This is a genomic window from Streptomyces sp. NPDC057543 (assembly GCF_042801895.1).
Taxonomy (GTDB): domain Bacteria; phylum Actinomycetota; class Actinomycetes; order Streptomycetales; family Streptomycetaceae; genus Streptomyces.
The window spans coordinates 1-8,965 of record NZ_JBHVFF010000323.1; the positions used below are offsets into that span (position 1 = coordinate 1).

The following is an 8,965-nucleotide window of genomic DNA, read 5'->3' on the forward strand; positions in this document are numbered from 1 at the left end:
CCGCCCCTGCTGTGCAACTCAGGTCATACCCTGTTGCTCAACTGCCCGTTGGTTCGACTCAGACGTAGATGCCGTGCGAAGCCAGGAAGGCGATCGGGTTGATGTCCGAGCCGTACGCCGGGCCCGTGCGGACCTCGAAGTGCAGGTGCGGTCCGGTGGCGTTGCCGGTGGCGCCGGAGAGGCCGACCTGCTGACCGGTGCTCACGGACTGGCCCGCCGAGACGGAGATCGAGGACAGGTGGCCGTACTGCGAGTAGTGACCGTCGGCGTGCTTGATGACGACCTGGTTGCCGTACGCGCCACCCCAGCCGGCGGTGACGACGGTGCCGGAGGTGATGGACTTCACGCTGGTGCCGGTGAAGACGGGGAAGTCGATCCCGGTGTGGCTGCCGCTGGACCAGTTGGAGCCGGAGGCGCGGTAGCCGGTGGTGTGGTTGCCGGGGACCGGATGCGCGTAGCCGGAGCTGTTGCTCCGAGCGGCCGGGGCGGAGGTCTTGGACTCCGTGACGGTCGACACCTTGGCCGGGGCGGACTTCTTCACGAGCGACGAGGGAACCGTGGGGACCTTCGACGGGAGGGCAGCGCCGGTACCGGCGCCGGTGGGCGCGGAGTCACCCGACGCCTTGCCGCCGAGGGTCAGCTTCATGCCCGGGAAGATCAGGCCGGGGTCGTCGCCGACGACCTTGCGGTTGTCCTGGTACAGCTTCTGCCAGCCGCCCTCGATCTTGTGCTCGGTGGCGATCTTCGACAGCGAGTCGCCGGAGACGACGGAGTACGTCGTGGTGGCGGCCTGCTTCTGCGCGACAGGCTTGGCCGCAGTGGCGTGCGTGGTGGCGGCGGAGACCGACTGCGGGGCGGCGGTCGGGGCGGCGCTGGCACCGGTGGCGCCGAGCAGCGGCAGCGCGATGACGGCGCCGCCGGCGCCTGCGGCGGCGACGCCACGGGCGATGGTGCGGGTCCTCGTACGACGGTGCTTACCCGATATGAGCATGAAGGGCTTCCTCTCCGGCGCCTACGAGGTGAGCTGTCGGGTTCGGGCTGGAGATGCCCGGCCGCGCTGAGCGCGACTTCACCCCGAGCCGACCGGATTTCTCCGATCGGCGGCCTACCTGGTTCCCCCGCTCCTGCCACACGTTGAGTGGATGCGAATTCCGGGCGGCGGCAGGATTAGGCGGTCCGTCCGGATTGACGGTGACCGTAAGCGAGTCGGGACGGCGAGAACAAGCCACTGGTTCCGTACCGGAATCCCCGCCAGGAATTCGGCACGGAATTCCGGTAACACTCCGTGGATTAAGGATCTTGGCATTCCGCGCCGCGCACGGAATGCCCGGCCGCCCCGCCAGTACACACCGTCACGGATATGATCCCGCTCACGAACGGGCAACCATCTGCCGTACACATAGGGCAAGTTATGCCAAATTGCCCTTTTCCGGACATGTCATGCTCATCGTTCGCGCCGGAGCCTCAGCACCCGCGCGTCGAGGTCCCCCCGAAGCCCGGTGTGCAGCCCCTGGTGAAGCAGCACCGAACCGTGGTGCACCGCTCCCGTGTCCAGGCAGGTGTAGGTCGCCGCGGGGTCGAGTCCGCGCAGCCGCAGGACCGGGGGCTGTTCCCCGTACCGCTGCGCCTCCAGCCACATCAGGACCACGACCTCGTCCCCGTGGACGTACTGGACCGCGCTGAGCCCGCCGCGCGGGGCGCGAAGCCGGTACAGCGAGCCGTGCTGAACCACCGGCCGGATCTCCTTGTAGAGATCCACCCAGGTCCGCGCCTCGGCCAGTTCCTCCTCGCTCCACTCGGTGAGGTCACCACCGACCCCGAGCACACCGGCCATCGCGCTCACGAAACGGAAGCGAAGTGAGCTGACCCTGCCGTTGAGCTGGACGTTGGGGCTGTCGGTGACCCAGGCGGCCATCACCCGGGCCGGATGGATCTGGCCGAAGCCCTCCTGGATGGCGAGACGGTCGAGCGGGTCGGTGTTGTCCGAGGTCCACACCTGGTCCGTACGGGACAGAATCCCCAGATCGATCCGGCCGCCGCCGCCCGAGCAGGACTCGAAGGCGACCGAGGGGTGCGCGGCCCGGAGCCGGTCAATCAGCGCGTACAGGGCGTCGACATGCTCGACCCAGAGCTTCTGCGGATACTCCTCGCCCGGCCAACCCGCGTCGGTGAACGAGCGGTTGAAGTCCCATTTCACATAGTCGATGGGCGCACTGGAGAGCAGTCCGTCCAGCTGTTCCCAGAGATATTCCCGCACATCGGCGCGGGCCATATTGAGCACCAGTTGATTACGGAACTCGGTTCGTGCCCGCCCGGGGAAGTGCTGTACCCAGTCGGGGTGCGCACGATAGAGATCACTGTCGGCATTGACCATTTCCGGCTCGACCCAGATTCCGAACTGCATGCCGAGACCGTGCACTTCGTCGGCGAGCGGCCCCAGCCCGCCGGGAAAGCGGTCCGGATTCGGCGTCCAGTCGCCGAGCCCCGCCCGGTCGCTGGTGCGCTGCCCGAACCATGCGTCGTCCACGACGAACAGCTCGACGCCCATCGCGGCGGCGCGCTCGGCGAGGGCGCGCTGCTGCTCCTGCGCGATGTCGAAGCCCGTCGCCTCCCAGGAGTTGTAGAGCACCGGCCGCAGACTCCCCGCGTCCGGGATCACCTGGGCCAGCTGCCAGGCGTGCCAGGCCCGGCTCGCTCCGCCGAACCCCTCCGCGCTCCACAGACCGGCGAAGACGGGTGTGACGTACGACTCCCCCGGCGCGAGCAGCAACAGCCCCGAGTCGTCGTGCCCGGCGCCGCCGGTGATCTGCACGAGCCCGTCGGGCAGCCGCTGTACGGAAATCCGCCACGACCCGGACCAGCCGAGCGCACAGCCGTACACCTCGCCGCTCTCCTCGGTCGCCGCGCCGTCGGCGTCCAGTGCGACCCACGGCAGGTACTGGTGCCCGGTGTGGCCGCGCCGGCTGGAGATGACGCTCTCGCCGTACATCAGCTCCGCCCGGGCGAGCTGCGACTCCGCCGCCCAGCGGCCGTGGAGCCGGCTCAGCCGCCAGCCGTCGCGGGCGGGCAGTGCCCAGGCGGCCGCGTCGGCCCGCAGCAGCTCCAGCGGCGGACCGTCCGGCCCGGCGTGGGCGACGGTGGCCCAGCGCTCGATGACGTCGGAAGAGTCCCGCATCCGGTAGTGCAGGGTCAGGGCGAGCCGGTGCACGGAGTCCGTGAAGCCGATGCGGAGTTCGTCCCCGTCCACCGTGGCGTCGGCGTAGGCCCACTCGGTACCGCGGACCTCCGGGGTCCGTACCGAGAGGGCCGGGCGGACGAACCGGGGGCCGCCCTCCACCGGGTACTCCTCACGGCCGTCGAGCGGGGACTCGAAGCCCCGGACGGGCTGCTCCGGTGCCGCGGCCAGCGACTCCGTCGCGGCCAAGGAGATCCGCGGACCCCAGTGCAGATGAACCAGCTCGTCCCGCTCCGTGAGCCGCAGTGCGTAGCAGCTGCCCGCCCCGGTGAGCAGCCAGGTCCGGCCCTTGTCGCCAGTCTCGATCACTGCGCCCCCATATCCCAACAGTTCCGCACATCATCGACCGTTACCGGGCGGGCTGGCAACGGTCCGGGCGATTAATTCAGCGGACGGATTCGCCGCAGGAGCAAGGCGGTTCGCCGGGGTATCGACAAGGAATGAACGGGATGATTGCCTGAGGAATCAATGTCGTATCGTCGCGGGAGTGGCCCAGTCGGCGACCCGCGTCGACGCCAGACACTCCAGGAGAGACCGTGACGCAGCAGTTGCCGCAGACCCCGTCGACGGAACCCGAGCTGGCGGGCGTCCGCAACTTCCGCGACGTGGGGGGCCTGCCCACCGTCGACGGCCGGCGGGTGCGGCACGGGCGGCTCTTCCGCAGTGGTCACCTTGCGCACGCCACCGCCGAGGACTCCGCCTTTCTCGGCGGTCTCGGTCTGCACACGGTCTTCGACTTCCGCAATGAGGCCGACCACCGGCTCGACGGCGCGGACATCGAGCTGCCCGGCGTGCGGAATGTCAGCATCCCGCTCTCCGACCCCGCCGACGGCGCCGAGTTCTGGCGGCTGGTCCGCGACGGCGACCTCGACCAGCTGCGCTCGATCCTGGCCGACGGCAAGGGAACGAACCGGATGATCGCCTCGTACCGCTCGATCATCCTGGACCGTACCGCAGAGCACAGCCGGGTCCTGCACGCCCTGGCCGAGGACAGCGTTCCGGCGTTGATGCACTGCGCCGCGGGCAAGGACCGGGCCGGTCTGTCGATCGCGGTGTCACTACTCGCGGTCGGCGTCGAGCGCGATGCCATCGAGGCCGACTACCTGAAGTCCAACGACGCCCACCGCCGCTACAAGGTGCGCCGCAGCGACACCTCGACGGACGGCATGTCGGCCGAGGTGGTGGAGCTGCTCAACCCGCTCTTCGGCGCCCACGCCGACTATCTGGCGGCTGCCTTCGCCACCATCGACGAGACCTGGGGCGACACGGACCGCTATTTCTCCAAGGGACTGAAGCTCGCCCCCGAGACCCGTGAGCGGCTGCGCGACCGGCTCCTCGACGAGGCGTAGCGCGAACCACTCCGCCCGGTCGCGGTGGTCAGCCCTTGCCGGCCACCGCGAAGAGCAGATAGAGGAAGCCCGCGACGATGTGTCCGGCGATGAGGTAGGCGAACAGCCGGATCACCACGCCGCGCGGAAACTTCCGCTCCTGGGCCTCGTACTTCTTGTTGGACCCGAGCGGGTCGTAGTTCTCTGAATCGGACATGACAGTCCTCTCTGACGACCGGACGGGCCGGTCAGCGACGGTGTATGCCGCTGCCGAGACACAGCTCGGCGGCGGGGCTCTGCAGCAGGGTGTGGACGAAGAGCAGCTCGGCGCCGTCGCGGTCGACGGCCGTGATCCGGTGCGGAGTCAGCGAGTCGAAGTGCGCGCTGTCACCGGGCGCGAGATCGTGCACGGTGTCGCCGAGCGTGACCCGGAGGTGTCCGAGGAGCACGTACAGCCACTCCTCGCCGGGATGGACCCGTACGAGATCACCCTGGGCGCCGTACGGAACCCGGACACGCAGCGCCTGCATCGCCCGGCCGGAGCCGCCGGCCTGCTGGTACATCCAGCCGTCGGCCTCGGCCCCCTCGAACTTCCCGCCGCGGATGATCGCCTCCCGTTCCGGGGGCGTCTCGCCGAGCAGTTCGGAAACCGTCGTACCGTAGATCCTGGCCAGACCGAGGAGCATCGGCAGCGAGGGCTGCCGACGGCCCGTTTCGAGCCGGGAGAGATGGGCGGGCGACAGCCCTGCCCGCTGAGCGGCGGTCTCCAGGGTGAGACCACGGCTGCGGCGTAGATCGCGCAGACGTGGCGCGACCCCGGGCAGCTCGTCGGCCGCCCCTCCGTCTGGAGTGTTCATGTACCCATTGGGCCAGGAGTTTTCCTCTGAGGCAAATTTCTTACCTCAGAGGCAAAGTCACGAGTTCCCCGGGATCAGCGGTTGGCGACGGCCTGTTTCACCAGGGTCCTGCCGAAGTCCCACATCAGTCCACCCCCGCTGTGTGCGTCGTCCATCACGGCGGTGAACGCCGTGACGAACCGGTCGACCTCCGGCTCCCCGATCACCAGTGGCGGAATCAGCTTGATCACTTCGAGATGGTCGCCCGACACCTGCGTGAGGATGCGGTGCTTCTGGAGCAGGGGCACCACCACCATCTGCGCGAAGAGCCCCTTGCGGGCCGCCTGCAGCATGGCCCAGCGGCTACGCAGCTTCAGTGACGACGGCCGGCCGAACTCGATGCCGATCATCAGCCCGCGGCCGCGCACCTCGTGGAGCAGTTCGTAGCGGTCGACCAGCGCGGCCAGCCGCCCGCGCAGCAGATCGCCGGTACGGCGCGCGTTCGCGACGATCTCCTCGTCCTCCATCACCGCGAGGACCGCGAGCCCGGCAGCCATCGCCTGGGCGTTGGAGCCGAAGCTCGCGGAGTGGACCAGGACCCGGTCCATCGACGAGTAGACACGCCTGAAGATCCAGTCCTTGCCGAGGGTCGCCCCGACCGGCACATAGCCGCCGGAGAGGGCCTTGGCGACACAGACCAGATCGGGTTCGACACCCTCCTCGTGCTGGTACGCGTAGAAGTCCCCGGTCCTGCCGAGGCCGGTCTGCACCTCGTCGGCGACGAGGAGCGCCTTGTGCTTGTGCAGCAACTCCTGCGCGGCCCGCAGGAAGCCGGGCGGCGCGGCGTGGACGCCCTTGCCCTGGATCGGCTCGACGACCAGTGCCGCCACATCGCCGCGCTTCAGCTCACGCCTCAGTGCATCGAGATCACCGAGTTCGATGGCGGTGTCCGGCAGCAGCGGGGCGAAGCCGTCCCGGAAGCCGCTCTCCCCGTTGACCGAGAGCGAGCCGGTCGTCAGCCCATGGAAGGCGTGGGTGCAGTAGAGGATCCTGGGCCTGCCGGTGGCGTACCGGGCGAACTTCAGCGCGGTCTCGACGGCCTCCGTACCGCTGTTGCCGAAGAACACCCGGTCCAGGTGAGGGCTGTGGACGAGCAGCTTCTCGGCCAGCAGCCCGGGCAGCGGCTGGCAGTCGAAGCGGGTGAGATCGGCGAGCGAGGCGTCGAGGACGTCGTGCAGGGCCTTGCGTACGACGGGGTGGTGCCGGCCGAGACCCATCACGCCGAATCCGGCGAGCATGTCGAGGTGGTCCTTGCCTTCCGCGTCCCAGAAATGCGCGCCCTCGGCCCGTTCGTAGACCTTGTCGAAGCCGATGGTGTGCAGCATGCGCGGCAACTGGTGATTGAGGTGTTTCGCGTGCAGCTCGTAGCGCTCCGCGCCGCGCTCTGCGAGGAGCTGCACCAGATCGAAGCCCTTGGGCCCGTCGTCCTTCATGCCCCGCTCTCCTCGGTCCTTCTCGCTGCTTCCTTGCCGGCCAGTGCGGCGCTGATCCGCCCGGCGATCTCGACCGGGGTGAGCCCGATGTCGGCCAGCAGCTCGCCGCGCTTGCCGTGGGCGAGGAACTGCTCGGGGATGCCGAAGGTGCGCAGCGGTACGTCGACCCCGGCATCCCGCAGCGCCTGTCCGACCGCCGAACCGACGCCCCCGGCACGGCTGTTGTCCTCGGCGACGGCGACCAGCCGGTGCCGTTCGGCGAGCGGGGCCAGCTGTTCGTCGACGGGCTTGACCCAGCGCGGGTCGACGACGGTGCAGCGGATGCCGCGGCCCGCCAGCAGGTCGGCCGCGCCGAGACAGACGGGGGCAAGCACGCCGACGGCCACCAGCAGCACATCGGGGTCGTCCGCCCAGTGAAGAACGTCCATGGAGCCGATCCGGTCGATGGCCGGGACCGGCTCGCCCACCGATTCCTTGGGGAACCGGATCACGGTGGGGGCGTCGTCGATGTCGACGGCCTCGCGGAGTTCGGCCCGGAGCTCGTGGGCGTCGCGCGGGGCGGCGATCCGCAGTCCGGGGACGACCTGAAGCAGGGACATGTCCCACATGCCGTTGTGCGAAGGCCCGTCGGGTCCGGTGATCCCGGCCCGGTCGAGGACGAAGGTCACCCCACACTTGTGCAGCGCGACGTCCATCAGCAACTGGTCGAAGGCCCGGTTGAGGAAGGTGGCGTACACGGCGACGACCGGATGCAGTCCGGCGGTGGCGAGTCCCGCCGCGCAGACCGCGGCGTGCTGCTCGGCGATCCCGACGTCCCAGACCCGGTCGGGGAACGCCTCGGCGAACTTGGTCAGTCCGACGGGGTGCAGCATCGCCGCGGTGATGGCCACGACATCCGGCCGCTCCGCGCCGATCGCGGCGATCTCGTCCCCGAACACCGAGGTCCAGGAGGGCGCTTCCGTCGGGACGAGCGGTGCGCAGGTCAGCGGGTCCATCGCGCCCACGGTGTGGAAGCGGTCGGCCTCGTCCAGGAGCGCGGGAGGGTAGCCGCGGCCCTTCTCGGTGAGGCAGTGCACCAGCACCGGGCCGTGGAAGCGTTTCGCCCGGTGCAGTGCGGACTCGACGGCCGCGATGTCGTGCCCGTCGATCGGCCCGACGTACTTGAGCCCGAGGTCCTCGAACATGCCCTGCGGGGCGAAGGCGTCCTTGAACCCCTTCTTCGCGCCGTGCAGGGACTCGTACAACGGCTGTCCGATGACGGGCGTCTGCTGGAGCACTCCCTTGCCCCAGGAGAGGAAGCGTTCGTATCCGTCGGTGGTACGGAGGGTGGCGAGGTGGTTGGCGAGGCCGCCGATCGTCGGGCCGTACGAACGCTCGTTGTCGTTGACGACGATGACGAGCGGCCGGTCGCGTGCGGCCGCGATGTTGTTGAGCGCCTCCCAGGCCATGCCGCCGGTGAGGGCACCGTCGCCGATGACGGCCACCACATGGTCGCTCCGCCCCAGCACCTGGTGGGCCTTGGCCAGGCCGTCGGCCCAGCCGAGGACGGTCGAGGCATGCGAGTTCTCGATGACGTCGTGCTCGGACTCCTCCCGGGAGGGGTAGCCGGACAGGCCCCCCTTGCCGCGGAGTTTGGAGAAGTCCTGCCGCCCGGTGAGCAGCTTGTGCACATAACTCTGGTGCCCGGTGTCCCACAGGATGCGGTCCACCGGCGAGTCGAAGGCCCGGTGCAGGGCGATGGAAAGCTCCACCACTCCCAGGTTCGGGCCCAGATGACCGCCGGTCCTCGCCACTGCCCGGACGAGGAACTGCCTGATGTCCTCGGCCAGTTCGTCGAGTTGCGCGTCGCTCAGCGCCTTGAGATCGTGCGGCCCCCGGATGCTCTCCAGAATCGTCACGTTCGGGCCCCCTCTCTGGTTCTGTTTCAGCTCACGGTGACGGCGGGAACGCCCGATGGTGTCCCCGCGCCGTCCATGCCCTCGGCGATCTTCATGGCTTCTTCGATCAGCGTCTCGACGATCTTCGACTCGGGCACGGTCTTGATGACCTCGCCCTTCACGAAGATCTGCCCCT

Annotated in this window: 7 protein-coding genes, 1 pseudogene and 1 riboswitch; of the genes and pseudogenes, 1 reads left to right on the plus strand and 7 read right to left on the minus strand. The window is 69.3% G+C overall.

Annotated features, from left to right (window positions below; translation table 11 throughout):
• Positions 1–58: 58 nt before the first annotated feature.
• Together ACFU8Q_RS35440 and ACFU8Q_RS35445 are read right to left on the minus strand one after the other, a co-directional pair.
• Positions 59–991, minus strand: coding sequence for a peptidoglycan DD-metalloendopeptidase family protein (locus ACFU8Q_RS35440; RefSeq protein ID WP_384462425.1), 933 nt, complete (start codon positions 989–991; stop codon positions 59–61).
• Positions 992–996: 5 nt separating this feature from the next.
• A riboswitch (cyclic di-AMP (ydaO/yuaA leader) is annotated at positions 997–1,151 on the minus strand.
• A gap of 293 nt (positions 1,152–1,444) precedes the next feature.
• Positions 1,445–3,544 carry an alpha-galactosidase gene (locus tag ACFU8Q_RS35445; protein ID WP_384462428.1) on the minus strand — a complete coding sequence of 700 codons (2,100 nt, stop codon included), beginning with the start codon at positions 3,542–3,544 and terminating at the stop codon, positions 1,445–1,447.
• 227 nt (positions 3,545–3,771) lie between these two features.
• Between ACFU8Q_RS35445 and ACFU8Q_RS35450 the strand changes: the two genes are divergently transcribed.
• Complete coding sequence (locus ACFU8Q_RS35450) at positions 3,772–4,584, plus strand: tyrosine-protein phosphatase (protein ID WP_384462431.1); 813 nt, start codon at positions 3,772–3,774, stop codon at positions 4,582–4,584.
• 28 nt (positions 4,585–4,612) lie between these two features.
• On the opposite strand, the gene ACFU8Q_RS35455 is transcribed toward ACFU8Q_RS35450, so the two are convergent.
• The 5 genes and pseudogenes from ACFU8Q_RS35455 to ACFU8Q_RS35475 all read right to left on the minus strand — a co-directional run.
• Positions 4,613–4,780: a DUF6126 family protein gene (locus ACFU8Q_RS35455; protein ID WP_384462434.1), complete on the minus strand. Its 168-nt coding sequence runs from the start codon at positions 4,778–4,780 to the stop codon at positions 4,613–4,615.
• Between the two features lie 31 nt (positions 4,781–4,811).
• Entirely contained in the window at positions 4,812–5,420 is a 609-nt protein-coding gene (locus ACFU8Q_RS35460) for a helix-turn-helix domain-containing protein (RefSeq protein WP_384462437.1), read from the minus strand.
• Between the two features lie 74 nt (positions 5,421–5,494).
• Positions 5,495–6,892: an aspartate aminotransferase family protein gene (locus tag ACFU8Q_RS35465; RefSeq protein ID WP_384462440.1), complete on the minus strand. Its 1,398-nt coding sequence runs from the start codon at positions 6,890–6,892 to the stop codon at positions 5,495–5,497.
• Entirely contained in the window at positions 6,889–8,790 is a 1,902-nt protein-coding gene (gene dxs, locus ACFU8Q_RS35470) for a 1-deoxy-D-xylulose-5-phosphate synthase (protein WP_384462443.1), read from the minus strand. Before dxs ends, ACFU8Q_RS35465 begins: the two co-directional genes overlap by 4 nt.
• Positions 8,791–8,816: 26 nt before the next feature.
• Positions 8,817–8,965, minus strand: a pseudogene (locus ACFU8Q_RS35475) (4-hydroxy-3-methylbut-2-en-1-yl diphosphate synthase); the annotation flags it as partial.